The sequence below is a fragment of the Streptomyces gardneri genome, assembly GCF_006539185.1.
Taxonomy (GTDB): Bacteria; Actinomycetota; Actinomycetes; order Streptomycetales; family Streptomycetaceae; genus Streptomyces; species Streptomyces gardneri.
In genome coordinates this window covers 84,948-107,504 of record NZ_BJMN01000020.1, presented here as the reverse complement: position 1 = coordinate 107,504, position 22,557 = coordinate 84,948, and the positions used below count along the sequence as shown (strand labels likewise).

Here is a 22,557-nt window from a genome sequence, read left to right as displayed (position 1 = left end):
TCTGGCGGGTTTCCCTCGTATGAACCGCCAAAAAGGACTTCTTCCGAAGAGGAACCCCCATGAGCACCACGGCCACCGCCAAGGCCACGTCCCCCGAGCCTGCGCTTCCCCCGCAGTCGGACTCGGGTCTCGACCGCTTCTTCAGGATCTCGGAGCGCGGTTCGACCGTCGCCCGCGAGGTCCGGGGCGGTTTCGCCACCTTCTTCGCGATGGCCTACATCATCGTGCTGAACCCGATCATCCTCGGCAGCGCCAAGGACATGTACGGGAACCAGCTCGACAGCGGTCAGCTCGTCACGGCGACCGTCCTCACGGCCGCCTTCTCGACGCTCCTCATGGGCGTCATCGGCAACGTCCCGATCGCGCTCGCCGCCGGCCTCGGCGTCAACACGGTCGTCGCGCTCCAGCTCGCGCCCAAGATGTCCTGGCCCGACGCCATGGGCATGGTCGTCCTCGCCGGCATCGTCGTGATGCTGCTCGTCGCGACCGGTCTGCGCGAGCGCGTCATGAACGCCGTCCCGGTCGGCCTGCGCAAGGGCATCGCGATCGGCATCGGCCTCTTCATCATGCTCATCGGCCTCGTCGACTCGGGCTTCGTCTCCCGCATCCCCGACGCCGCGCACACCACCGTCCCGCTCCAGCTGGGCGGCGACGGGCACCTCACCGGCTGGCCGGTCCTCGTCTTCGTCCTGGGCACCCTGCTGACCCTCGCCCTGATCATCCGCAAGGTGCCGGGCGCGATCCTCATCTCGATCGTCGTCATGACGATCGTGGCCATGGTGATCAACGCCGTCGCGACCGTCCCCTCCTGGGGTCTCACCACCCCGAAGTGGCCGGGCAACCCCGTCGCCTCGCCCGACTTCGGGCTGGTCGGCGAGGTCAGCCTCTTCGGCGGCTTCGAGAAGGTCGGTCTGCTGACCGGCGTCCTCTTCGTCTTCACCGTGCTGCTGTCCTGCTTCTTCGACGCGATGGGCACGATCCTCGGCGTCGGCGACGAGGCCAAGCTGATCGACAAGGACGGCAACTTCCCGGGCATCAACAAGGTCCTGCTCGTGGACGGCCTGGCCGTCGCCTCCGGCGGCGCGACCTCGTCCTCCGCCACCACCTGCTTCGTGGAGTCCACGGCGGGCGTCGGCGAGGGCGCGCGGACGGGCCTCGCCTCGGTCGTGACCGGCGGTCTCTTCTCGATCGCGCTGTTCCTCACGCCGCTGGCCACGATGGTCCCGTCCCAGGCGGCCACGCCCGCGCTGCTCGCGGTCGGCTTCCTGATCCTGGCGGGTTCGATCAAGGACATCGACTGGAGCGACTACACCATCGCGGTGCCGGCGTTCCTGGCCATGGTGATGATGCCGTTCACGTACTCGATCACGAACGGCATCGGCATCGGCTTCATCGCGTTCAGCGTGCTGCGCCTGGCGGCCGGTCGGGGCCGTGAGGTCCCGGTGGCCATGTACGTCGTGTCGGCGGTCTTCGTCTTCTACTACGCGATGCCGGCGCTCGGCCTCACGTGATCGCGGGGCGAGGCGGCCGCAGGGCCGGCCGCCTCGTCGCCGTCGGCCGTTCGGTCGGCCGCCCCGTAGAACCTCTCCGTCTCGTCGACGGCGGTCTTGAACCGCTCGTCGAAATCCTCGCGAATGAGCGTCCGGACGACATAGTCCTGGACGCTCATTCCTCTTTTCGCGGCGTGACTCCTGAGCCGGTCGAGCAGCTCACCGTCGATGCGCAGGCTGAGCACTGTCGATCCCATGCCGTTCAGGGTCGGGGCACCCGGCGCCTCTTTGCGTCACTTTCTGGATCCGACTCACTCATTTGGGTGATACATGGATGCCGAAGCGTGACCTTCCCGCGCCTGTGTTGCCGGTGCTGCCGGTGTGATCCGTGCGACGTCGGCGCGGTCGGCGTGTTTCCGTTGGTATTTAGACAGAGTAATGAGTTAGGCTAACAAACATGCCAGACCTGTCCCACGGCACCGCCGACGACGCCGCGGCCGTGAACGCGCTCCGCTCCTCCGTCATGCGACTGAGCCGACGACTCAAGCACCAGCGCGTCGACGAGTCGCTGAGCCCGACCGAGATGTCGGTGCTCGGCACCCTGAAGCTCTGCGGCTCCGCCACCCCCGGTGAGCTGGCCCGCAAGGAGCACGTCCAGCCTCCGTCGATGACCCGCATCGTCGCGCTGCTCGAAGCCAAGGGACTGGTCCGGCTGGAGCCGCACCCCGACGACCGCCGCCAGAAGGTGGTCCGCCAGACCGAGACGGCCGAGGCCATGCTCGAAGAGTCCCGCCGCAAGCGGAACGCCTGGCTGGCCACCCTCGCCGAGGGTCTGGACGAGGACGAATGGGCCAAGCTGCGCGCGGCCGCTCCCGTCCTGGAGAAGCTCGCCCATTTGTAGACCCGCAGCCGAGGAGGCGAACGCACTTTGAGTACGGGACCCGGAGCAGACTCCGCACCCGTCCATCAACCCACCCTCAAGACCCGTGGGCGGGGGGAAACCTTCTCCTCGCTCCGTATCCGCAACTACCGGCTGTTCTTCACCGGAGCCATCGTCTCCAACACCGGTACGTGGATGGCCCGCATCACCCAGGACTGGCTGGTCCTGAGCCTCACCGGCTCGGCCGCCGCCGTCGGCATCACCACAGCCCTGCAGTTCCTGCCGATGCTGCTCTTCGGCCTGTACGGCGGTGTCATCGCCGACCGCTACCCGAAGCGGAACCTGCTCCTGGTCAGCCAGGCCGCCCTCGGCCTGTGCGGCCTCGCGCTCGCCGTCCTCACGCTCTCCGGCTCCGTCCAGGTCTGGCACGTCTACCTGATCGCCTTCCTCCTCGGCATGGTGACCGTCGTCGACAACCCGGCCCGGCAGGCGTACGTCGCCGAGATGGTCGGCCCGAAGCACCTCCGCAACGCCGTCTCGCTCAACTCCGCGAACTTCCAGTCCGCGCGGCTCGTCGGTCCCGCCGTCGCCGGTGTGCTGATCGCCGGAGTCGGCAGCGGCTGGGCCTTTCTCCTCAACGGCCTGTCCTTCATCGCCCCCCTCGTGAGCCTCCTGCTCATGCGGACGAGCGAGCTCCACAAGGTGGAGCGCGCCCCGCGCGGCAAGGGCCAGCTCCGGGAGGGCCTGCGGTACGTGGCCGGGCGGCCCGACCTGATCTGGCCGATCGTCCTCGTGGGCTTCATCGGCACCTTCGGGTTCAACTTCCCGATCTGGCTGACGGCCTTCTCGGAGGAGGTCTTCCACGTCGGCGCCGGTACGTACGGCTTCCTGAACACCCTGATGGCGGCCGGCTCCCTCGTGGGCGCCCTCGCCGCGGCCCGCCGGGGCTCGACCCGGCTGCGGATGCTGGTGATCGCGGCGGCGGTCTTCGGCGTCCTGGAGATCGCGGCGGCGCTGTCGCCGGCGTTCTGGCTGTTCGCGCTGCTGCTCGTGCCGATCGGCATGATCGGCCTCACGGTCAACATCACCGCGAACTCGGCCGTCCAGATGGCGACCGACCCGGCCATGCGGGGCCGCGTGATGAGCCTCTACATGATGGTCTTCGCCGGCGGCACCCCGATCGGAGCGCCGCTCCTCGGCTGGGTCACCGACACGTACGGCGCCCGCGTCGGCTTCGCGACGGGCGGCGTGATCTCGCTGGCCGCGGCGGGCGTCATCGGCCTGATCCTGGCGAAGGTCGGCGGCCTGAAGATGGCCTTCGGCTGGCGCCACGGCCACCCGCAGGTCCGCTTCGTGGCGCGCGAGGGGCTGGCCACCGCGGCCTGACCCTCGGGGGTGGGGCGGAGGTTTCGCCCCGCCTTTCCCGGGTGGGGTGGAGCCAGAGCCTCCGTCTTCTCCGGGGCGCGAGCGGAGCCAGAGCCTCCGTCATTTCCGGGGCGGGAGCGGAGTTTCTGCTTCCGCCCCGGCCCTCCGTCAGGCGCCCGAATCTCCCTCTTGATCGCTCGCTCCCGTGTGCGAAGATCGCGGCACCGTGCAGGTGATTGATCTTGAAAGGGGGGCTTGCACGCCCATGTTCATACGTTCCGCCCACATACCGAGCCGCGGCCGAGGCCGCAGCTCGTCGAAGGCTCCGGCGGCCACCGCCGCACCGTCTCCCCGAGGAAACGGAGCCGTTCCGTCATGCCGTTGAGCCGCCGTACCCTCCTGACCGCGATGGCCGCCACCCCGGTCCTCGCCCCCGTCGGCGCCGCCCATGCGGCCGTCCCGCAGGCGGCCGTTCCCCAGGCGGTCGTCCCGCAGGCCGGGCCCGCGGTCTGGCCCGCCGCCGTGACCCTGCCCGCAGGGCACAGGTTCGACCTGAAGGCCGAGCCCGTCGATCTGTTCGGCAGGGAGATCCTCCTCGACCAGACCAGGGTGCACCAGCAGGTCGCCTTCGACCCGGTGACCGGTCTGGCCTACGCCGTGCAGTGCATCAGTGACAAGCGCGTGCTCGCCGACGAGACCGTGACCCTGCCCGACGACGAGCGTGCACGCCGGGGAGACCTGTGCGTCAACCAGGTGGCGCCCGACGGCACCGTCCTCGCCGTCATGTACCTGAGGGGCTTCGGCCACGGGGGCGGGCTCGGCGTCGAGCACGTCGACGGCACCCCCTGGCTCTGGCTGGAGACCGACGCGGACTACGTCCCCGATGACGGCAACCCCCAGACCAACGAGAACGCCTACGGCAAGCACATCGGCCGCGTCGCGTTCAAGCCCGGCACCATCGTCGACGCCGTGAGCCCCCTCGTCGAGGTCTTCGACCCCGTCCCCGGAGCCACCGCGGTCACCCCGTCCCTGGACATCGACCACGGCCGTATCGCGGTACGTCATGTGCCGTCGTCCGGCCCCGCGGAGTACCGCGTCTACGACCTCGACGCCTTCAAGAACCGCGACTTCACCCCGAAGCACAGCATCACGGCGAAGTACCGCACCCAGGCCTGGTGTCTGTACGGGAACCTCGTCTACCAGAACGAGGGCAGCGCCTACAGCACCACCAACCCGAGCCCGGGCAACTCCTGGTGGACCGTCTACGACGTCCTCACCGGCGAGGTGGTCGAGCGGACCTTCAACGCCACCGCTCTCGGCCTGGCCCACCGCGAGACCGAAGCCATCGCCGTCCGCCGAACGCCCGCCGGGCCGCAGCTCGTGTTCGGCTTCGCCACCCAGGAGAAACGACACATGGCCCTCTACGGCATTTCCGCCACCACCGTCCCGTGGACCGACCTGGACTACGGCTCCGCCTACACCGCCACCGACAGCTACCGCCCGCAGTACCGCCAGTCGGGCGACCGCGTCGACCTCCGCCTCCGGGTGACCCGTGTCGACGGCAAGGCGTGGACCAGCGGCGAGACGATCCTCACGCTCCCGTCGCAGCTCCGCCCCAGCCGCACCCAGGGCATGGTGGGCACGGCGACCGGCGCCGGCACGATCACCGGCCCTCTCACGACCCGGTGGGAGGTCATGCCCGACGGCCAGCTGCGCATCTACGACGAGCGCGCGTTCACCGGCTGGATCGCGTTGGACGCCGGGTACTTCACCAGCTGACCGCGCGCGAGCGGCGGGTCGTCTTCCTCCTCAGACCCGCCGCTCCAGCACCTGACCCGCCCACTCCCCGACCAGGAACGTGTCCGTCGGGGTGAAGCCCTGGCCCTCGTAGTACGCGACGAGCCGCCCCTCGCTGCCCGCGAAGCAGTCCACCCGCAGCAGCGACACCCCCCTCCGCCGGGTCTCCTCCGCCGCGTGGGCGAGGAGCGCCGCCCCCACCCCGTGGCCGTGGAAACGGGCGTCGGTGGCGAGGAGGCGTACGTACACCTCGGGCTCGTCGGCCGGCGCGATGTGCTGGCCGGGGTGCGGGGTCAGCGTCATCGTGCCCGCCGGTACGCCGTCGATCTCGACGATCCACGGGTCGCCCTCGCCCATGGTCCGCCGGACCTGCTCCACCGCCTTGGGGCGCCCGGAGAACGACTCCGTGCCCCACTGCGCGGTGATCCCCTTGCCGTTGAGCCACACCACCGCGCTGTCGAGCACCGCGAGTATCGCGGGGAGGTCCTCCGCCCCGCCCATTCGGATCTTCATCCCGTTGTTCATTCAGCAGAGGCTAGCCCCGCCCTGCCAGACTCTTCCCATGAGGCTTTTCGCCGCCGTCCTGCCGCCCGCGGAGCAGCTGGCCGAGCTCGGACACGTCACCGACACCCTGCACCGGCTGCCCGGGGCCGACCGGCTGCGCTGGACCTCGCGGCCCGGCTGGCACCTCACGCTCGCCTTCATGGGCGAGGTCGACGAGGAGCTGCTGCCCGAGCTGCGGGTCCGGCTCGCCCGGGCCGCGCACCGCACCCCGCCGTTCCCGCTGCGCCTCCACGGCGGCGGCCACTTCGGCCGCCGTGCCCTGTGGACGGGCGTCGCAGGCGACCTGGACGAGCTGCGGCTGCTGGCCGAGCGGGCCGATGCCGCCGCGCGCCGGGCCGGGGTCGCGATGGAGGAGCACCGCCGCTACCAGGCGCATCTGACGCTCGCCCGCGCGCGGACGGACGAGACGGACCTCCGGCCGTTCCTCGACACGCTTCACACCTTCGAGGGCGACCGCTGGCAGGTGGCCGAGCTGGCGCTCGTCCGCTCGCGGCTGCCGGTGAGCGGGGTGCAGGGCGAGCAGCCCCGGTACGAGACGCTCGACGCCTGGCCCCTTGAAGGGGGAGAGGTGCGGTCGGGTTAACCTCGATGCGTGGACCCGAAGACCCGTAACCGAATCATGGCCGGCGTGCTCGTACTGATGTTCGCGATCATCGCGGTGGCGGCGGTCACCGGACAGTAAGCACGCACCCTCCGTCTTCCTTCGTGGGAATCTCCTTGCTTCGAGCGGACTCGAAGCAGTTGGCTTGACCCTCATGGAGTACACGCAGCTCGGACGCACCGGACTCAAGGTCAGCCGACTCGTCCTCGGCACGATGAACTTCGGTCCGCAGACGGACGAAGCCACCAGTCACGCCATCATGGACGCCGCGCTGGACGCGGGTCTCAACTTCTTCGACACCGCCAACGTCTACGGCTGGGGCGAGAACAAGGGGCGGACGGAGTCGATCATCGGCTCCTGGTTCGCCAAGGGCGCCGGCCGCCGCGACAGGACCGTTCTCGCCACCAAGGTGTACGCGAACATGGCCGCCGAGGGCGACGCCTGGCCCAACCACGACAAGCTCTCGGCGCTCAACATCCGCCGCGCGGTCGAGGCCAGCCTCAAGCGGCTCGGTACCGAGTACATCGACGTCTACCAGTTCCACCACATCGACCGCGCGACCCCCTTCGAGGAGATCTGGCAGGCGGTCGACGTCCTGATCCAGCAGGGCAAGATCCTGTACGCGGGCTCCTCGAACTTCCCCGGCTACAAGATCGCCCAGGCCAACGAGACCGCCGCCCGGCGCGGCTCGGTCGGGCTCGTCAGCGAGCAGTGCCTCTACAACCTCTCCGAGCGGCGCGCCGAGATGGAGGTGATCCCGGCCGCGCAGGAGTACGGCCTCGGGGTCATCCCGTGGTCGCCGCTCCACGGCGGCCTGCTCGGCGGGGTGCTGAAGAAGGAGGCGGAGGGCAAGCGCCGGACGGAGGGCCGCGCGGCCGCCACGCTCGCCGACCCGGCGGCCAGGGCGCAGATCCAGGCCTATGAGGACCTGCTCGACAAGCACGGTCTTGAGCCGGGCGAGACGGCTCTCGCGTGGCTGCTCACCCGCCCCGGGGTGACGGGCCCGATCGTCGGCCCGCGCACCCCCGAGCAGCTGACGAGCGCGCTGCGCGCCCTGGAGGTGGAGCTCAGCGAGGAGGTCCTGTCCGGCCTGGACGAGATCTTCCCGGGCCCGGGCCCGTCCCCGGAGGCCTTCGCCTGGTGACCCCGTGAGGGGTCAGGGCGCGCCGAGCCAGCTCGTGGCGTCCAGGCGGAACGCCGTCTCCGCGGGGACGACGTTCCGCAGGGCCGCCTCCAGGTCCCGGACGCGGTCCGCGCCGAGGGTCGCGGCCCATTCCGCCCGCAGTTCGTCGAAGATCGCGGCGGAGCGGGCGAGGGCCGCGTACCCCCGTGGGGTGAGGTGGACGAGTTTGCGGCGGGCGTCGGCGGGGTCGTCGGCGCGCTCCGCGTAGCCGAGGGCGAGCAGCCGGTCGACGGTCTTGCCGGCGGCCTGCTTGGAGACGCCGAGGCGCCGCCCGATCTCGCTGGCGGTGGCGCCCTGCGGACCGATGGCCTGCATGGCGAAGCCGTAGGCGGGGCGCAGGTCGGGGTGTCCCTCGGCGGCGAGGCGGGCGTGGAGCCGGTCGATGAGGGTGCGGAAGCCGCCGAAGAGGAGCAGGGGCAGCTCGTAGCCCCTGCCGTCGCCTTCGGGTCCGCCTTTCCCCTTGCCGTTATCGACAACCTGGTTTACGTTTTCCCTCGACACATGGTCAACCATGTTGTCGATTCTAGTCGAAATCCGAGGAGACGCCTTGCCCGCAGACCTTTCCGCCCGCACCGCCGACGCCGTCGCGCTCCTCAAGGAGTCGCCGGAGACGCTGAACGGCTTCCTGAAGCTCAGCGAGATCTTCGAGTCCACCACCCTCGACCCGCACTCCCGCGAGACCGTGATCCTCACCGTCGCCGCCCGCAACCAGTGCCACCTGTGCGTCGACATGCACGAGGCCAAGATGGCCGCCCTCGGTCCCGCCCCGGATCCCGAACGCCTCGACGCCGTGCGGACGTTCACCCTCCAGGTGCTCGCCGCCTCCGGCGCCGTCGGCGACGCGGACCTGGCGGCCTTCGAGAAGGCCGGCTACACCCGCCGGAACGCGCTGGAGGTCGTCCTCGGCATCGGTACGTACACGGTCTCGACGTTCGCGAACCGCCTCACCCGCGCCGCGTGACGCCCGACGTCGTGACGCCCGACGTCCTCCGTGACCGCTCTCAGAAGGAGCCGTAGGGCCCGCCCAGGCCCCAGGCCTGGTGCATCGCCGTGGCGAAGGCGGCGGCCAGTTTGTGTTCGCCGGTCACGCCCGGGTGGGTGCCGTCGTAGGTGTCCGTGTGGATGTCGTACGACTCCGGGATCGTCGCCAGGAGCAGCGGCGAGCCCGGCGTGTCCAGGTCGGCGACCGCCTTCCCGAGGAGCTCGTTGAAGCGCTCGCACTCGGCGGCGAAGGGGGCGTCGTACTCGGCGCGGACGTTCGGGATGACCGGCAGGAGCACGGCCCGCACGTGCGGGTTCGCGGCGCGGGCCGCCGCGACGAACGCGCGGACGTTCTCCTCGGTCTGGTCGCTGTTCGTGTAGAAACCGAGGTCGATCAGACCGAGGGAGATCAGCAGGACGTCCGCCCCCGTGGCCGTGACGGTCTCGCCGATCACCGGCGCCATGTGCAGCCAGCCCTCGCCCCAGCCGGCCAGATGGCGCCGGGCGGGGGCGGGGAAGGAGGGGTCGGCGTAGGCCTCGACGCCGTTCGGCTCGTCGGGCGCCGTCGGGTCGTAGAGCCCGGTGCGCGGGCCGACGATCTCGTACCCGCCGGGGAGTGTCGTCTCCAGGTGCTGCCACATCCGGTGGCGCCAGGTCCAGTCGCCGACGCGTCCGATGGTCATGCTGTCGCCGACGAACAGAAAACGCATGGTCACATCATCGCGGACCGCTCGCGGGCGCGGCGACGTGATCCGGGACACGGGCCCGTGCCGCTACTCCAGGAAGGAGTCGACCGTCTCCACGAGCCACTCCGCGTCGTCGTGCCAGGGGAAGTGCCCGCCCCCGGCCAGGACCGCGAGCGTGGCCTCCGGGAACAGCTCCGCGTACGCGGTGGCCGTCGGCACCGGAGTGTTCGCGTCGCCCTCGCCGGCGACGACCAGCACGGGCTGCCCGAACTCCGCGAACGCCGCCCGCGTCGCCTCCGGCCGGAACGCGCCCTCGCTGCCGTAGACCCCCGCCCCCTCGCCGTTCCGCTGCCGGACCGTGGCCGCGTGCCGCTCGCGGGCCGCGTCGTCCCACGTCCCGTGGAAGAACGGCGCGATCGCCTGGAAGGTCTCCGCCGACCCGCGCCCCGCCGCGAGCTCGCCCAGAGCCGCGTACGCCTCCGCGAACCACGGCTCCTCCTCGCGCCACGGCCGCCGTGCCGCCGCGAGCCGCTCCTCGCCCGTGGTGTCGAGTCCGACGGCCGCCGTGCCCGGGGTGAGAAGGACGAGACGTGCCACCCGCTCCGGGTACCGGGCGGTGTACAGCGCGGCCAGGTTGGCGCCCGCCGAGTGGCCGAGGAGGTCGAGGGTGTCGAGCCCCAGCTCGGTCCGCAGCGCCTCGACGTCCTCGACGAGCCGGTCGCAGCGGTACGAGGACGGGTCCTCCGGCACCGCGGAGGCGCCGGTGCCCCGCAGGTCGAGGCGGATCAGCGTGCGGTGGGCGTCGAGCCCGCCCAGCTCGCCGAGGTAGACGGAGTCCTGCACGGGGCCGCCGGGCAGACAGATCAGCGGGGCGCCGGAACCGGACGCGTGGTACGCGAGCAGGGTGCCGTCGGGGGCGGTGAAAGTGGGCATGCGCGCGACCCTGGCAGTGGCTTCGGCGCAGGTCAAGCGGGTTTCCCTGCTGTCGTGGCAGGCTTGAGGTCATGCGAACTGCTCTGTGCGCCCTCGGTGCGGCGGCGGCCCTGGCGCTGCTCCCCGCCGGTCATGCCCGTGCCGAAGGGCAGGAAGCCGACCGGGACTTCACGATCGCGGACCCCCGGATCACCGAGTCCAGCGGTCTCGCGGCGAGCCGGGCCCACCCGGGGATCTACTGGACGCACAACGACCAGGACGCACCCCTGATCTACGGCATCGACTCCCGTACGGGCGAGACCGTCGCGACCCTGACGATGCAGGGCGTCGGCACCCCCCGGGACATGGAGGCCATCGCCGTCGGCCCGGACGGCGACATCTATGTCGGCGACATCGGCGACAACCTCGACGGCTCCTGGGACCACGTCTGGATCTACCGCTTCCCCGAGCCGAAGGTGCTGGGGGACCAGAAGGTGGCGGCGGAGCAGTACGACGTGAAGTACGCCGACGGGCCGCGCAACGCCGAGGCCCTGATGGTCCATCCGAAGACCGGCCGGGTGTACATCGCGAGCAAGAACCAGGACGGCGGCGGTCTGTACGCGGGACCCGAGCGGCTCTCCACGTCCGGGACGAACGTCTTCCGGCGCGTCGACGACGTGCCGTGGGTGACCGACGGCGCCTTCTCCCCGGACGGCGGACGGCTCGTCCTGCGCGGCTACTTCAGCGCGAAGGAGTACGCGTGGAAGGACGGACGCCTCGGCGACGGGGGCACGGGCGTCGGGGCTCCCTTCCAGGGGCAGGCGGAGTCGGTGACGTACACGACGGACGGCTCGGCGTTCATGTTCGGCTCGGAGGGTGTGAACAGCAAGGTCGTCCGGGTGGATCGACAGGGCGCCGCGAGCCCCTCGGAGAAGCCGGAGAAGCCGGCGGACACCCCGGGCGCGCCGCAGGCGCCGAAGTCGCCGGCCGCGCAGGACGGCGGCGAGGGCGGCAACGCCACGCTCGGTTTCCTGGTCCTCGCCGGAGCGACCGTGCTCGTCGTGGGCGCGAAACGCCTTCTCAGGCGCCGCTGACGCCGCCGGTGTCGCCGCCGGTGTCGCCGGCCCCGTCCCCGCCGCCCGCCTTCGCCACGAGGATCTCGAAGCCGTCCAGGAGCCGTTCGAGGCCGAAGGCGAAGTGGTCGACGTCGCGGGAGAAGGTGTCGGCGGCGAGCGCCGCCATCAGCGGGTAGTCGCCCGATGCCATCGCCCGCTCCAGGTAGGGCTGTTGTGTGCGCCAGAACTCCTCGTGGTCGACGCCGGTCTCCTTCGCGGCCTCGACGGTCTGGAGTTCCGTGCGGGCGATGCCCGCCGTGAAGCTCTGCACGGTGATGATGACCGAGATGGTCTCGGGGTCGCTGAGCCCCATCCCGTGCGGCCCCTTGAGCCCCGACAGGCAGAGCTCCAGGCCGCGCAGCGCGCTCGGGCCGAGGACGGAGCGGGCCTCGTTGACCTTGAGCAGCCAGGGGTGGGCCCGGTAGAGGGCGAGGGTCGTGCGGGCGAGCGCCGTGACGGTGTCGCGCCAGTGGGTGGGCGGCGGCGGGTCGGCCTCGAAGGACTCGCCCTGGACGCGGTCGAGCATCAGGTCGAGGAGCTCGGTCTTGCCGGGGACGTACCGGTAGAGCGACATCGTGCCGACGCCGAGCTCGCCCGCCACCCGCCGCATCGAGACGGCGTCCAGCCCTTCGGCGTCGGCGAGGCCGACCGCCGTGGCGACGATCCGGTCGAGGGTGAGGCCCGGCTTGGGGCCGCGGCTGGGTCGGTCGCCCGTGCCCCAGAGGAGGTCGAGGCTGCTCGTCGTCATGGGGCCACTTTAGAACTGAGTACGCTGTACTCTGAATTGGGTACGGTGTACTCAGATGCTCGCGGAGACGCGAGTCCGCGACCCACCGGAGGTCTCCCATGCCCGAACACGCCGTCCTCGCAGAGGGCTTGAGCAAGCGGTACGGAAAGGAACGGCGCGACGACGTCACCCACGCCCTCGACGGCTTCGACCTCGCCGTCCGCCCCGGCACCGTCCACGGCCTCCTCGGCCCCAACGGCGCCGGCAAGACCACCGCCGTCCGCATCCTCGCCACCCTCCTCAAGGCCGACGGCGGCCGTGCCGAGGTCGCCGGCGTCGACGTGGCCCGCGACCCGCGCGCCGTCCGCGCCCACATCGGCCTCGTCGGCCAGTTCGCCGCCGTGGACGAGGGCCTCACCGGACGCCAGAACCTCGAACTCTTCGGCCGTCTCTTCCACCTCGGCGGCCGCCGCGCCCGCGTCCGGGCCGCCGAACTCCTCGACCTCTTCGCCCTCACCGAGGCCGCCGACAAGGGCGCCGGCCAGTACAGCGGAGGCATGCGCCGCCGGCTCGACCTCGCGACCTCGATGATCCTCGCCCCCGCCGTCCTCTTCCTGGACGAGCCGACCACCGGCCTCGACCCGCGCGCCCGGGGCGAGGTCTGGGACGCGGTCCGCACCCTCGTCGCGGGTGGGACGACCGTCCTGCTCACCACCCAGTACCTGGACGAGGCCGACCGGCTCGCCTCCCGGATCACCGTCATGGACCGGGGCCGGGCCATCGCCGACGACACCCCCGACGGCCTCAAGGACCGGGTCGGCGGCGACCGCGTCGAGGTCGTCGTCGCCGAGCGCGCCGACCTCCCGGCCGCCCGCGCGATCCTCGCCCGGATCGCGGGCGCCGACCCCCGCACCGACGAGGCCGAACGGCGCGTCCACGCCCCCGTCACCGACCGGGTCGCCGCCCTGACCGAGGTCGCCCGCACGCTCCAGGAGGAACGGATCGCCGTCGAGGACCTGGCACTGCGCCGCCCCGCCCTGGACGACGTCTTCCTCCGGCTGACGGGCGGCAGGGCAGCCGACGAGGACCAGGCAGCCGACACGGACAGGGAAGAGGTCGCCGCATGAGCAGCACGATCAACGACACCGCCGGCACCGGGATCGCCACCGGGATCGGCACCGGGACCGCCGGCCGCGCCTACTGGGCGTGCGTCGACTCCCTGACCCTCGTCCGCCGCACCCTGCTCAACTACCGCCGCCGGCCCTCCGCCATCCTCTGGCAGCTCGGCTTCCCCATCGTCTCCGTCCTCCTCTACGGCTTCGTCTTCGGCAGCGCCATGGTGGTGCCGGGCGGCGGTGACTACCGCGAGTTCCTGATGCCGGGGATGTTCACCATGACCATGGCCTTCGGGCTCATGAACACCGCGGCGGCCGTCGTCTCCGACAGCGGCAGGGGGGTCGTGGACCGGTTCCGCTCCATGCCGATGGCCCCGTCCGCCTTCCCCACCGGCCGGAGCCTCTCCGACCTCATGATCGCCGCCGCCGAACTCGCCATCCTCGCGGCGACCGCCCTCGCCATCGGCTGGACCTCGGACGGCGGACCCGGCGCGACCGCCCTCGGCTTCGGCCTGCTGCTGCTCCTGCGCTTCAGCATGATCTGGGTGGGCGTGTGGTGCGGTCTCGTCCTGCCGAACACCGAGGCGGCCGGTGCGCTGTACGCCGTGATCTTCCCGGTCACGATGATCTCCAGCGTGTACGTGGCGCCGACGCTGATGCCCTCCTGGCTCGCGCCCGTCGCCGCCTGGAACCCGATCTCGTCCACGGTGACGGCCACCCGCGAACTCTTCGGCAACCCGGGCGCGGGCGGCGGCTCCTGGGTCGAACAGCACGCGGTCCTGATGGCCATCGCCTGGCCACTGGCGCTCACGGCGGTCTTCCTGCCCCTGGCGGTCCGCCGCTATCAGTCGCTGAGCCGGTGACGCACGAGGGCCCGGCGTCGGATTCCGACGCCGGGCCCTTCGTACGTACGCGTTCTACAGGAGCGGAGAGTTACAGCTTCTCGATGACGTAGTCGATGCACGCCGTCAGGGCGCGCACGTCCGCCGGGTCGATCGCCGGGAACATCGCGATCCGCAGCTGGTTGCGGCCCAGCTTGCGGTACGGCTCGGTGTCCACGATCCCGTTGGCGCGCAGCACCTTCGCGACCGCCGCCGCGTCGACCTCGTCGTCGAAGTCGATCGTGCCGATGACCTGCGAGCGCTTCGCCGCGTCCGTCACGAACGGCGACGCGTACTTGGACTCCTCGGCCCAGCCGTACAGCGCGTCCGAGGACTCCTTCGTCCGGGCCACGGCCCAGTCGAGACCGCCCTGGCCGTTGATCCACTTCAGCTGCTCGTTGAGCAGGAAGAGGGTCGAGAGCGCCGGGGTGTTGTACGTCTGGTTCTTCAGCGAGTTGTCGATCGCCGTCGGCAGCGAGAAGAACTCGGGGATGTGCCGGCCCGAGTCGTGGATCTTCTGCGCCCGCTCCAGGGCGGCCGGGGAGAAGGCCGCCAGCCACAGGCCGCCCTCGGCGGCGAAGGACTTCTGCGGGGCGAAGTAGTAGACGTCCGACTCGGTGATGTCGACGGGCAGGCCGCCCGCGCCCGAGGTCGCGTCGACCAGGACGAGCGCGCCCTCGTCGGCACCGGCGACCCGCTTGATCGGGGCGGCGACACCGGTGGAGGTCTCGTTGTGCGTGTACGCGTAGACGTCGACGCCCGCCTCGGCCACCGGCTCCGGGTGCGTGCCCGGGTCGGAGGAGATCACGGTCGGCTCGGCAAGCCAGGGAGCCAGCTTGGCGGCCTTCGCGAACTTGGAGGAGAACTCGCCGAAGGTGAGGTGCTGCGACTTGTTCTCGATGAGACCGTGGGTCGCGACGTCCCAGAAGGCGGTGGAGCCGCCGTTGCCCAGGATCACCTCGTAGCCCTCGGGGAGCGAGAAGAGGTCGGAGACACCGGCACGCACTTCGCCGACCAGGTTCTTGACCGGGGCCTGGCGGTGGGACGTGCCGAGGAGAGAGGAGCCGGTCGCGGCCAGGGCGTCCAGCGCCTCCGTACGCACCTTGGAGGGGCCCGCGCCGAAACGGCCGTCGGCGGGCTTGATGTCAGCGGGAATCTGGATCTCAGCCACGAGGCGGAGAGTATCGGGTCGGGAAGGGCCCGGTCGCGGGATGTCCGCCGGATGAGACGAGGACTGAGACATCCTGGCGCTGTGGGAACACACGAGGATCATGCGTCCGCCCTCGCCGCGGAGCTGCGCGCCGCCGTCGCCGGAGACGTCGACTTCTCCGTCACGGCGAGGGCCCTGACGACGATGGACGCCTCCAACTACCGCCGTGTGCCGGTCGGTACGGTCGCGCCGCGCGACGCGGACGACGTGGCGGCGGCCCTGGAGGTGTGCCGGGCCCACGGCGCCACGCCGGTCGTCGCGCGCGGCGGCGGCACGTCCATCGGCGGCCAGGCCACCGGTACGGGCGTGGTGCTCGACCTCACACGGCACATGGGCGGGATCGTCTCCCTGGACCCGGAATCGCGCACGGCCGTCGTCCGGCCGGGGCTCGTCCTCGACCGGCTGCGGGAGGCGGCGAGGCCGTACGGGCTGACCTTCGGCCCCGATCCGTCCACGCACAGCAGGTGCACCCTCGGCGGAATGATCGGCAACAACGCGTGCGGGGCGCACTCGGTCGCCTGGGGGACCACGGCGGACAACGTGCGCTCGCTGGATGTGGTGACCTACCGAGGAGCGAGGTTGACGCTCGGCCGGGACGGGCAGGGCGCGCCGCCCGGACTCGGGGAGCTCGTCGACCGCCACCTCGCCCTCCTGCGGACCGGCTATCCGGCGGGCCTGCCGCGCCGGATCTCCGGCTACGCCCTCGACGCGCTGCTGCCGGAGCGCGGTACGGACGTCGTCCGCTCCTTCTGCGGGAGCGAGGGCACGCTCGGCGTGGTGACGGAGGCGACGGTCCGGCTCGTCCCGCTGCCGGCCGACCCGGTCCTCGTCGTCCTCGGGTACGCGGACGAGAGCGCGGCGGCGGATGCGGCGGCCGGGCTCCTCCCGTACGGGCCGCTGACGGTGGAGGGCATGGCCGCCGACCTGGTGCGCGGCGGCGCGGAGGGGCTGCCGCGGGGCGGGGCGTGGCTGTTCTGCGAGGTGGACGGGGAGGGGGCGGCCCGGCGGCTGGTGCGGGCGGCGGACGCCCTCGACTCGGCGGTGGTGTCGGACCCGGCCGGGCAGCGGGCGCTGTGGCGGATCCGCGAGGACGCGGCGGGGACGGCGACGCGGATGCCCGACGGGGCGGAGGCGTGGCCGGGATGGGAGGACTGCGCGGTGCCGCCGGCGCGGCTGGGTGCGTATCTGCGGGAATTCCGGTCCCTGCTGGCGGACTTCGGCCTGCGGGGGACCCCGTACGGGCACTTCGGGGACGGCTGCGTGCACGTCCGGATCGACTTCGACCTGTGGACGGGGAAGGGGGTACGGGACTTCCGCCGCTTCTCGGAGGCGGTGGCGGACCTCGTGGTCGCCCACGGCGGCTCGCTCTCCGGAGAGCACGGCGACGGGCAGGCGCGGGCCGAGCTGCTGCCGAGGATGTACGGGGAGGAGCTGGTCGGCCTCTTCGGCGCGGTGAAGGACGTGTGGGACCCGGACGGGGGCCTGAACCCGGGGATGCTGGTCCGCCCGAAGGCGCTGGACGAGGGGCTGCGGTTCGAGGGGCTGCCGCTGGTGGGCCTCGGCCGGGAGGCGGCGCGTTGCGTCGGGGTCGCCAAATGCCGCACGGAAGGACCGAGTTCGGGGCCGTCCGTCATGTGCCCCTCCTACCGGGCGACGGGGGAGGAGAAGCACTCCACGCGGGGCCGGGCGCGGCTGCTGCACGAGATGGCGCTCGGGGAGGTGATCACCGACGGCTGGCGCTCGGAGGAGGTCCGGGAGGCGCTCGACCTGTGTCTGTCCTGCAAGGGGTGCCGCAGCGACTGCCCGGTGGGCGTCGACATGGCCGCGTACAAGGCGGAGTTCCTCGACCGGCACTACGCGGGACGGCCCTTCGCGCGCCCCCGCTCGCACTGGACGATGGGCGGGCTGCCCCGGTGGCTGGACCTGTTCGGGCGGGGCATGAACACGGCGACGCGGCTGCCGTTCGCGGCGCGGCTCGCGGGGGTGACGCCGGAGCGGGCGCTGCCGAGGGTGGCGGATCGGACGTTCGTGTCCTGGTTCGGCGAGCGCGGCTCGCGCCGCCCGCCGGCCCTCACCCTCTGGCCGGACACCTTCACGAACCACCTGGCGCCGGAGGTGGGCCGCGCGGCGGTGCGCGTCCTGGAGGACGCGGGCCTGGGGGTGGTTCTCCCGCCGGGGCGGGTCTGCTGCGGCCTGACGTATGTGTCGACGGGGCGGCCGGGGGCGGCGCGGAAGGTGATGCGGCGGACGCTGGACGCGGTGGGGGGCGCCGGGGGACCGCTGGTCGTCCTCGAACCCTCCTGCGCGGCGACTCTCCGCACGGACCTGCCCGAACTCCTCCCGGACGACCCCCGGGCGGCCCGCCTCGCCGCCTCCGTCCTGACCTTCGCCGAGGCCCTGGAGACCCTGGCCCCTGACTGGACCCCGCCCCGCCTCGACCGCCGGGTCGCCGGCCAGACCCACTGCCACCAGCACGCGGTCCTGGGCGACGGCCCCGACCGCCGCCTCCGCGCCCGCGCGGGCCTCACGGGCGAACTGTCGGGCGGCTGCTGCGGTCTGGCGGGCAACTTCGGCTTTGAACCGGGCCACTACGAGGTCTCGGTCGCCTGCGCCGAGGACCAGCTCCTCCCGGCCCTCCGCGAGGCCCCGGAGGGATCGGAGGTCCTGGCGGACGGCTTCTCGTGCAGGACCCAGATCGCCGACCTCGCGGGCGGCCGGGCCCGACACCTGGCGGAGGTGCTGGCGGAGGGGCTGGAGGAGGGCCGGGAAGGGTGACTCGTACACTCGCCTCGCCAGTAGCGGCGCGCGACGAGTTCCCCCGGAGGACGGTCATGTTCAAGGTCAACGAATACTTCGACGGCACGGTCAAGTCGATCGCCTTCGAGCAGGAGCAGGGCCCGGCGACCATCGGCGTCATGGCTCCCGGTGAGTACGAGTTCGGCACGGCCGCCCCGGAGACGATGCACGTGGTCAGCGGCGCCCTGACGGTGAAGCTGCCGGACGCCGGTGACTGGAAGACCTTCGAGGCGGGCACGCGCTTCGAGGTCCCGGGCGACAGCACGTTCCAGCTGAAGGTCGAGGTCGCGACCGCGTACCTCTGCGAATACCGCTGACCCGGGGTTTCCGGGCGGTGGTCACCGCTGGGCGGTGGTGCTGGCTCCGTCGAGCGTTTCCCGGATGATGTCCGCGTGGCCGGCGTGCTGGGCCGTTTCCCTGATGAGGTGGAGCAGGATCCGGCGCACGGACCAGTAGACGGTCTCGGGCGGAGACCACGGGGTCCTGGGCAGCGGCACGATCCGGCCCGGATCGGGCAGGCCGGCCAGAGTGTCCTCGGTCGTCCGGGCGGCGGCCGCGTACTGCTCCAGCAGCCCGGCGAGCGTCTCGCCGTCGACCATGCGGTACTGCTCCATGTCGAGCATGCCCTCGGGCAGTTCTCCGTCGCCCTTGGCGATGATCTGCGTCCAGACCTGCTCGGCGCGGGTGAGGTGCTTGAGGATCCCGCCCAGCGTCAGTTCGCTCACGGTCGTGCGCTGCACGGCCTGGGCGTCGCTGATTCCGCGGACCGTGATGAGCAGCAACTCCCGCTGCTCGGCGAGCGCATGCAGCAGTTCGCCGCGCTCGCCTTCGAGGGAAGGGAGCGAGGTCGGGTTCTCCGGGGAAGTGGTCATGGCCCGACGGTAGGGAGCATGTAGGTCAGGGTGTGTCCTCGATCCCGCCCGGCCGGGGCAACCCCCGTCGTCTGAGCGGGAGTCCCGATACCCTCGGCCTATGGAGCGACCTGTCCCGTCCGCGTACGGCCGGCTCGTGCTCCGCGAGCTCCGCCCCGACGACGTGTCCGCCGTGCACGGCGTCTACGGCTCCGAGGCCGCGACCGAGCACCTCAGTTTTCCGCCGCGCTCCCTCGACGAGGTGCGGGGGATCGTCGAGCGGTCCATCGTGTCCGCGCGGGCGGTTCCGCGGGAGGAGTACGCCCTCGGGATCGTCGAGCAGGCCACCGGTGTGCTCGTCGGGTTCGGGCGGCTCGCGGTCGATCCGCATCAGCAGCGCGCGGCGACCGTGGGGTTCGCGCTGCGGCCCGAGTCGTGGGGGGCCGGGTACGGGCGGGAGACCGTCGGGCTGCTGCTCGCGCTGGCCTTCGGGGAGCTCGACCTGCACCGGGTGTGGGCCGCGCGGGCGCCCCTCAACACCGCCTCCGCGCGGACGCTGCTCGCCGCCGGGTTCGTCGAGGAGGGCCGGATCCGGGGGCATGTCCACGTCCGGGGCGCCTGGCGGGACTCGATCACGTACGGGATCCTCCGCGAGGAGTGGGAGGCGCTAGGGGGGATCACTCCCCGCTGACGATCTCCCGGGCCATCGCGACCAGCGCGCCCGTCGCCGGGTGCGGGAAGGCGTCCCGCCAGGCCAGGACCACCGGCAGTGGCGGTGCGTCGGACAGCGGGCGGTAGGCGACGCCCGGGTGCGGGTGGAGCGCGGCGGTGGAGGCGGAGGAGACGCCGATGCCCCGGCCCGCGGCGATCGCGGTGAGCCAGTCGTCGGTGTTGGCGACGGTCAGTGTGGCCGCGGGGCGGGCGCCGGGCGGCCAGAGCGCGAGTGTGGTCGTGCCGGAGACGGTGTTGAGGACGATCGTCTCCGTGGTGAGGTCCTCCAGGGCGAGGCCTGGTCGGTCGGCCAGCGGGCCGTCGGCGGGCAGTGCGGCGACCCGCTCCTCCGTGGCGAGCTCCTCGGTGACGAGGCCGGGCGCGTCGACCGGGCCCCTGAGCAGCGCCGCGTCCACCTCGCCTCGGGCGAGCCCGGCCGTGCGGTCGTCGATGCGGAGCAGTTCGAGCGGGGTCTCGGGGTGCAGTCGCTGCCAGCGCCGGAGCAGGGGCGTGGTGTACGGGCCGAAGGCCGACCAGGCGTGCCCGAGGCGCAGGGGGCGGTGCCGGAGCCTGGCCGGGTCGACGGCGGCGTCGAAGGCGGCGAGGGCGGCGGCGGCCCTGTCCTGGAAGGCGCGGCCCTCGGCGGTGAGGGCGAGGTGGTGGGTCGAGCGGTCGACGAGCCGGGCGCCGAGGTGCGCTTCGAGTGCGGCGAGCGTGCGGGAGACGGCCGGCTGGGTGAGGTGGAGCCGGGCGGCCGCCCTGGTCAGGCTGGGTTCCTCGGCGATGGCGAGGAAGCAGCGGAGGTGGCGTAGCTCGATGCTCATGTCTTCGGAGCATAACCGCAGCGCAATCGGCATTTCCGGTGCCGCGCGGGTGTTCGTAGCGTGGGAGGGGAATCCTGGCGGGAGGAATGCAGAGTTCACTTGATTGGACTTGCAGTACAGTGAAGTGGACTTGTGATGGTGTGGAGCGGAGGAGTGGCCCGGTGAACAGTCCGGTGAACAGCCCGGTCAAGGACGTGCCGCCGGCCGCCGTGACGGTCGGGGGCCAGGGGATTCCCGCGCCCGGGACGGCAGTGGACCCGCCCAGGCGAGGAGGCCGTCACCTCGGCCCCGTCGCCCTGGTCGTCGCGGGCGGACTCTCCGTGCAGTTCGGCTCGGCCGTGGCCGTCCTCCTCATGCCCCGCGCCGGGGCGCTCGGCGTCGTCACCCTGCGGCTCGTGCTCGCGGCGGTCGTCCTGCTGGCCGTCTGCCGGCCCAAGGTGCGCGGCTACAGCCGCGCCGACTGGGGCACCGTCGTCGCCTTCGGGACGGCCATGGCGGGGATGAACATCCTCTTCTACCAGGCCGCCGACCGGATCCCGCTGGGCGCCGCCGTGACCCTGGAGGTCCTCGGCCCGCTGATCCTCTCGGTGGTCGCCTCGCGCCGGGTGGCCAACCTGCTCTGGGCCGGGATCGCGCTCGGTGGTGTCGTCCTGCTCAGCGGTGGCGGCTTCGACCGTCTCGATCCCGTCGGCGCGGCCTTCGCGCTCGCGGCGGGCGCGATGTGGGCGGCGTACATCGTCTTCAGCGCCCGCACCGGCCGCCGCTTCCCGCAGGCCGACGGGCTCGCGCTCGCCATGGCCTTCGGTGCCGTCCTCAGCCTGCCGCTGGGCATCGCGGAGGCGGGCGACAAGCTCCTCGTACCGTCGACGGTCCTGCTCGGCCTGGGCGTCGCGCTGATGTCCTCGGTCCTCCCGTACACCCTCGAACTCCTCGCCCTGCGCCGCCTGCCCGCCCCCACGTTCGCGATCCTGATGAGCCTGGAACCGGCCATCGCGGCGGCGGCGGGCTTCCTCATCCTGAGCCAGGCCCTGTCGGTCGTCGACGCCTTGGCCATCGCCCTGGTCATCGCGGCGAGCATGGGAGCGGTCCGCACCCAGGTCCGGGCGGCGAAGCAGGCCGCCTGACGCGAGCGGCCGGCTGGATAGGCTCCGCACGTGATCGCCGACCTGCAGTGCCTCGTCATCGACTGTCCCGCGCCCCGCGCGCTCGCGGAGTTCTACCGCCAGGTGCTGGGCGGGGAGGTCGACCGGCCGGACCCCCGCTGGTCCCTCGGCGAGGCCTGGTCCACCCTCCACACCCCCGGCGGTCTCGTCCTCTGCTTCCAGGGAGTCGCCGACCACCGCCCCCCGACGTGGCCGGACCCCGAACGCCCCCAGCAGTCCCACCTCGACTTCGGCGTCCCGGACCTGGACGCGGCCCATGCCCAGGTCCTCGCCCTCGGCGCGACCGTCCTGGACGAGGGACCCGCCCGCCGGAGCTGGCGGGTGTACGCCGACCCCGCCGGCCACCCGTTCTGCCTGGTCCGCCACTGAGGCGGACACCGGCGTCCAGGGGCGTGGCCCGATCCTTTCGATCTCTGTCTTCCGGCCTGTTTCGGGGGTGCGGGGGCGCCTCGGAGGATGAGGGTGTCGTTTTCGGACGTTACGAGGAGGGGAGCCGGTCATGGCCCTGGAGATGCGAGACCGTTGCGAGCGCTGCGAGACGGCGGTCCTGACCGTGGACGGGCCCGCGCGGATCTGTACGTACGAGTGCAGCTTCTGCGTGCCGTGCGCCGACGCCATGGACGACGTCTGTCCCAACTGCGGCGGCGAGCTCGTCGCCCGTCCGCGCCGGGCGGCTGTCGCGTAGCGACTTCTCGCGGAATGGGC

The 22,557-nt window shown here is 72.1% G+C and carries 25 protein-coding genes; 16 read left to right on the top strand and 9 right to left on the bottom strand.

The features are described 5' to 3' along the window. The first annotated feature begins 59 nt into the window (after positions 1 to 59). A complete protein-coding gene (locus SGA01_RS16225; RefSeq protein ID WP_141297209.1) occupies positions 60 to 1,511 on the top strand; it encodes an NCS2 family permease in 1,452 nt (483 codons plus the stop codon). Here the strand turns inward: SGA01_RS16225 and SGA01_RS16220 are convergent. Then, positions 1,481 to 1,747, bottom strand: coding sequence for a hypothetical protein (locus tag SGA01_RS16220; RefSeq protein WP_141297208.1), 267 nt, complete (start codon positions 1,745 to 1,747; stop codon positions 1,481 to 1,483). The two genes, SGA01_RS16225 and SGA01_RS16220, sit on opposite strands and share 31 nt — an antisense overlap. A 200-nt stretch (positions 1,748 to 1,947) precedes the next feature. Here SGA01_RS16220 and SGA01_RS16215 point away from each other — a divergent pair, with 200 nt between their 5' ends. The 3 genes from SGA01_RS16215 to SGA01_RS16205 all read left to right on the top strand — a co-directional run bounded on the left by SGA01_RS16215 (position 1,948) and on the right by SGA01_RS16205 (position 5,514). Then, positions 1,948 to 2,391, top strand: coding sequence for a MarR family winged helix-turn-helix transcriptional regulator (locus tag SGA01_RS16215; RefSeq protein WP_024759949.1), 444 nt, complete (start codon positions 1,948 to 1,950; stop codon positions 2,389 to 2,391). Between the two features lie 27 nt (positions 2,392 to 2,418). Beyond that, positions 2,419 to 3,756 carry an MFS transporter gene (locus tag SGA01_RS16210; RefSeq protein WP_141297207.1) on the top strand — a complete coding sequence of 446 codons (1,338 nt, stop codon included), beginning with the start codon at positions 2,419 to 2,421 and terminating at the stop codon, positions 3,754 to 3,756. Between the two features lie 354 nt (positions 3,757 to 4,110). Next, on the top strand, positions 4,111 to 5,514 hold the full coding sequence (locus SGA01_RS16205; protein ID WP_141297206.1) for a signaling protein: 1,404 nt from the start codon (positions 4,111 to 4,113) through the stop codon (positions 5,512 to 5,514). A gap of 30 nt (positions 5,515 to 5,544) precedes the next feature. On the opposite strand, the gene SGA01_RS16200 is transcribed toward SGA01_RS16205, so the two are convergent. Continuing rightward, positions 5,545 to 6,045, bottom strand: coding sequence for a GNAT family N-acetyltransferase (locus SGA01_RS16200; RefSeq protein WP_255325206.1), 501 nt, complete (start codon positions 6,043 to 6,045; stop codon positions 5,545 to 5,547). 49 nt (positions 6,046 to 6,094) lie between these two features. Here SGA01_RS16200 and thpR point away from each other — a divergent pair, with 49 nt between their 5' ends. Beyond that, entirely contained in the window at positions 6,095 to 6,679 is a 585-nt protein-coding gene (thpR, locus tag SGA01_RS16195) for an RNA 2',3'-cyclic phosphodiesterase (RefSeq protein ID WP_141297204.1), read from the top strand. A 172-nt stretch (positions 6,680 to 6,851) separates the two neighbouring features. Further along, positions 6,852 to 7,841 (top strand): aldo/keto reductase, encoded by a 990-nt coding sequence (locus SGA01_RS16190; protein WP_141297283.1) that lies wholly within the window; start codon positions 6,852 to 6,854, stop codon positions 7,839 to 7,841. Between the two features lie 12 nt (positions 7,842 to 7,853). Here SGA01_RS16190 and SGA01_RS16185 read toward each other — a convergent pair whose 3' ends face one another. After that, a complete protein-coding gene (locus SGA01_RS16185; RefSeq protein ID WP_218037837.1) occupies positions 7,854 to 8,393 on the bottom strand; it encodes a MarR family winged helix-turn-helix transcriptional regulator in 540 nt (179 codons plus the stop codon). Here SGA01_RS16185 and SGA01_RS16180 point away from each other — a divergent pair. After that, positions 8,392 to 8,841 (top strand): carboxymuconolactone decarboxylase family protein, encoded by a 450-nt coding sequence (locus tag SGA01_RS16180; protein WP_141297203.1) that lies wholly within the window; start codon positions 8,392 to 8,394, stop codon positions 8,839 to 8,841. The genes SGA01_RS16185 and SGA01_RS16180 overlap by 2 nt on opposite strands. 40 nt (positions 8,842 to 8,881) lie before the next feature. On the opposite strand, the gene SGA01_RS16175 is transcribed toward SGA01_RS16180, so the two are convergent. Both SGA01_RS16175 and SGA01_RS16170 read right to left on the bottom strand, forming a co-directional pair. After that, complete coding sequence (locus SGA01_RS16175) at positions 8,882 to 9,571, bottom strand: GDSL-type esterase/lipase family protein (RefSeq protein ID WP_141297202.1); 690 nt, start codon at positions 9,569 to 9,571, stop codon at positions 8,882 to 8,884. Between the two features lie 63 nt (positions 9,572 to 9,634). Next, complete coding sequence (locus SGA01_RS16170) at positions 9,635 to 10,480, bottom strand: alpha/beta fold hydrolase (RefSeq protein ID WP_167534113.1); 846 nt, start codon at positions 10,478 to 10,480, stop codon at positions 9,635 to 9,637. A gap of 71 nt (positions 10,481 to 10,551) precedes the next feature. On the opposite strand from SGA01_RS16170, the gene SGA01_RS16165 reads away from it, so the two are divergent. Next, complete coding sequence (locus tag SGA01_RS16165; RefSeq protein WP_141297200.1) at positions 10,552 to 11,553, top strand: SdiA-regulated/phytase-like domain-containing protein; 1,002 nt, start codon at positions 10,552 to 10,554, stop codon at positions 11,551 to 11,553. On the opposite strand, the gene SGA01_RS16160 is transcribed toward SGA01_RS16165, so the two are convergent. Next, on the bottom strand, positions 11,540 to 12,322 hold the full coding sequence (locus tag SGA01_RS16160) for a TetR/AcrR family transcriptional regulator (RefSeq protein WP_141297199.1): 783 nt from the start codon (positions 12,320 to 12,322) through the stop codon (positions 11,540 to 11,542). The genes SGA01_RS16165 and SGA01_RS16160 overlap by 14 nt on opposite strands. Before the next feature lie 98 nt (positions 12,323 to 12,420). On the opposite strand from SGA01_RS16160, the gene SGA01_RS16155 reads away from it, so the two are divergent. Together SGA01_RS16155 and SGA01_RS16150 are read left to right on the top strand one after the other, a co-directional pair. Continuing rightward, positions 12,421 to 13,428 carry an ATP-binding cassette domain-containing protein gene (locus tag SGA01_RS16155; protein ID WP_141297198.1) on the top strand — a complete coding sequence of 336 codons (1,008 nt, stop codon included), beginning with the start codon at positions 12,421 to 12,423 and terminating at the stop codon, positions 13,426 to 13,428. Beyond that, entirely contained in the window at positions 13,425 to 14,279 is an 855-nt protein-coding gene (locus SGA01_RS16150; protein WP_141297197.1) for an ABC transporter permease, read from the top strand. Before SGA01_RS16155 ends, SGA01_RS16150 begins: the two co-directional genes overlap by 4 nt. 70 nt (positions 14,280 to 14,349) lie before the next feature. Here SGA01_RS16150 and serC read toward each other — a convergent pair whose 3' ends face one another. Then, positions 14,350 to 15,468, bottom strand: coding sequence for a phosphoserine transaminase (serC, locus tag SGA01_RS16145; RefSeq protein WP_055642027.1), 1,119 nt, complete (start codon positions 15,466 to 15,468; stop codon positions 14,350 to 14,352). 51 nt (positions 15,469 to 15,519) lie between these two features. Between serC and SGA01_RS16140 the strand changes: the two genes are divergently transcribed. Further along, entirely contained in the window at positions 15,520 to 18,282 is a 2,763-nt protein-coding gene (locus SGA01_RS16140; RefSeq protein ID WP_141297196.1) for an FAD-binding and (Fe-S)-binding domain-containing protein, read from the top strand. Next, positions 18,279 to 18,620, top strand: coding sequence for a pyrimidine/purine nucleoside phosphorylase (ppnP, locus tag SGA01_RS16135; RefSeq protein WP_229918066.1), 342 nt, complete (start codon positions 18,279 to 18,281; stop codon positions 18,618 to 18,620). The genes SGA01_RS16140 and ppnP overlap by 4 nt, the downstream gene beginning before the upstream one ends. A gap of 21 nt (positions 18,621 to 18,641) precedes the next feature. Here the strand turns inward: ppnP and SGA01_RS16130 are convergent, their stop codons facing one another. Next, complete coding sequence (locus SGA01_RS16130) at positions 18,642 to 19,175, bottom strand: DinB family protein (RefSeq protein ID WP_141297195.1); 534 nt, start codon at positions 19,173 to 19,175, stop codon at positions 18,642 to 18,644. Positions 19,176 to 19,275: 100 nt separating this feature from the next. Here SGA01_RS16130 and SGA01_RS16125 point away from each other — a divergent pair, with 100 nt between their 5' ends. Continuing rightward, entirely contained in the window at positions 19,276 to 19,845 is a 570-nt protein-coding gene (locus SGA01_RS16125; protein ID WP_141297194.1) for a GNAT family N-acetyltransferase, read from the top strand. Here the strand turns inward: SGA01_RS16125 and SGA01_RS16120 are convergent. After that, positions 19,832 to 20,689 carry a LysR family transcriptional regulator gene (locus tag SGA01_RS16120; RefSeq protein WP_141297193.1) on the bottom strand — a complete coding sequence of 286 codons (858 nt, stop codon included), beginning with the start codon at positions 20,687 to 20,689 and terminating at the stop codon, positions 19,832 to 19,834. The genes SGA01_RS16125 and SGA01_RS16120 overlap by 14 nt on opposite strands. Before the next feature lie 161 nt (positions 20,690 to 20,850). On the opposite strand from SGA01_RS16120, the gene SGA01_RS16115 reads away from it, so the two are divergent. The 3 genes from SGA01_RS16115 (at position 20,851) to SGA01_RS16105 (ending at position 22,537) form a co-directional block, all read left to right on the top strand. Beyond that, on the top strand, positions 20,851 to 21,813 hold the full coding sequence (locus SGA01_RS16115; RefSeq protein ID WP_229918064.1) for an EamA family transporter: 963 nt from the start codon (positions 20,851 to 20,853) through the stop codon (positions 21,811 to 21,813). A gap of 30 nt (positions 21,814 to 21,843) precedes the next feature. Beyond that, positions 21,844 to 22,221, top strand: coding sequence for a VOC family protein (locus SGA01_RS16110; RefSeq protein ID WP_141297191.1), 378 nt, complete (start codon positions 21,844 to 21,846; stop codon positions 22,219 to 22,221). A gap of 130 nt (positions 22,222 to 22,351) precedes the next feature. Then, complete coding sequence (locus SGA01_RS16105) at positions 22,352 to 22,537, top strand: DUF1272 domain-containing protein (protein ID WP_055642019.1); 186 nt, start codon at positions 22,352 to 22,354, stop codon at positions 22,535 to 22,537. The last annotated feature ends 20 nt before the right edge of the window (positions 22,538 to 22,557 follow it).